The 323-nt window shown below is 73.1% G+C and carries 1 pseudogene; it reads right to left on the bottom strand.

Annotation, left to right across the window (positions count from 1 at the left end):
- Nucleotides 1-323 (bottom strand): annotated as a pseudogene (locus BZL64_RS38595) (hypothetical protein); the annotation flags it as partial.

Here is a 323-nt window from a genome sequence, read left to right as displayed (position 1 = left end):
GTCCTGCGCGGCCCGCGCGGGTGGCAGCGCCAGGGCCGGCACCCCGCTCTCTATCTCGAGCAGGCGGCGGCCCTCCAGGGCGCTCGCCCGCTCCGTCTCCGCCGTGGCGTAACGGCGCAGCAGGGACGCGTGTTCGTTGCGCAGCCCGGCCAGTTCGGCGCGCTTGGCCCGCAGCCGCTGCTCCAGCTTCATGCGCAGCTCACGCGACTCCTCGAGGTCGCTCTCCAGTTCGGCGACCCGTTCCTCGTAACGCCACTCGTCACCCGCACGCGCGCGAATGAGGTCGGCCACCTGTTTGCCGGCCTGGATGTCCCAGCGGCGCA

The organism is Streptomyces bobili (genome assembly GCF_002154575.1).
Taxonomy (GTDB): Bacteria; Actinomycetota; Actinomycetes; order Streptomycetales; family Streptomycetaceae; genus Streptomyces; species Streptomyces bobili.
This window is presented reverse-complemented; position numbering and strand designations above follow the sequence as displayed.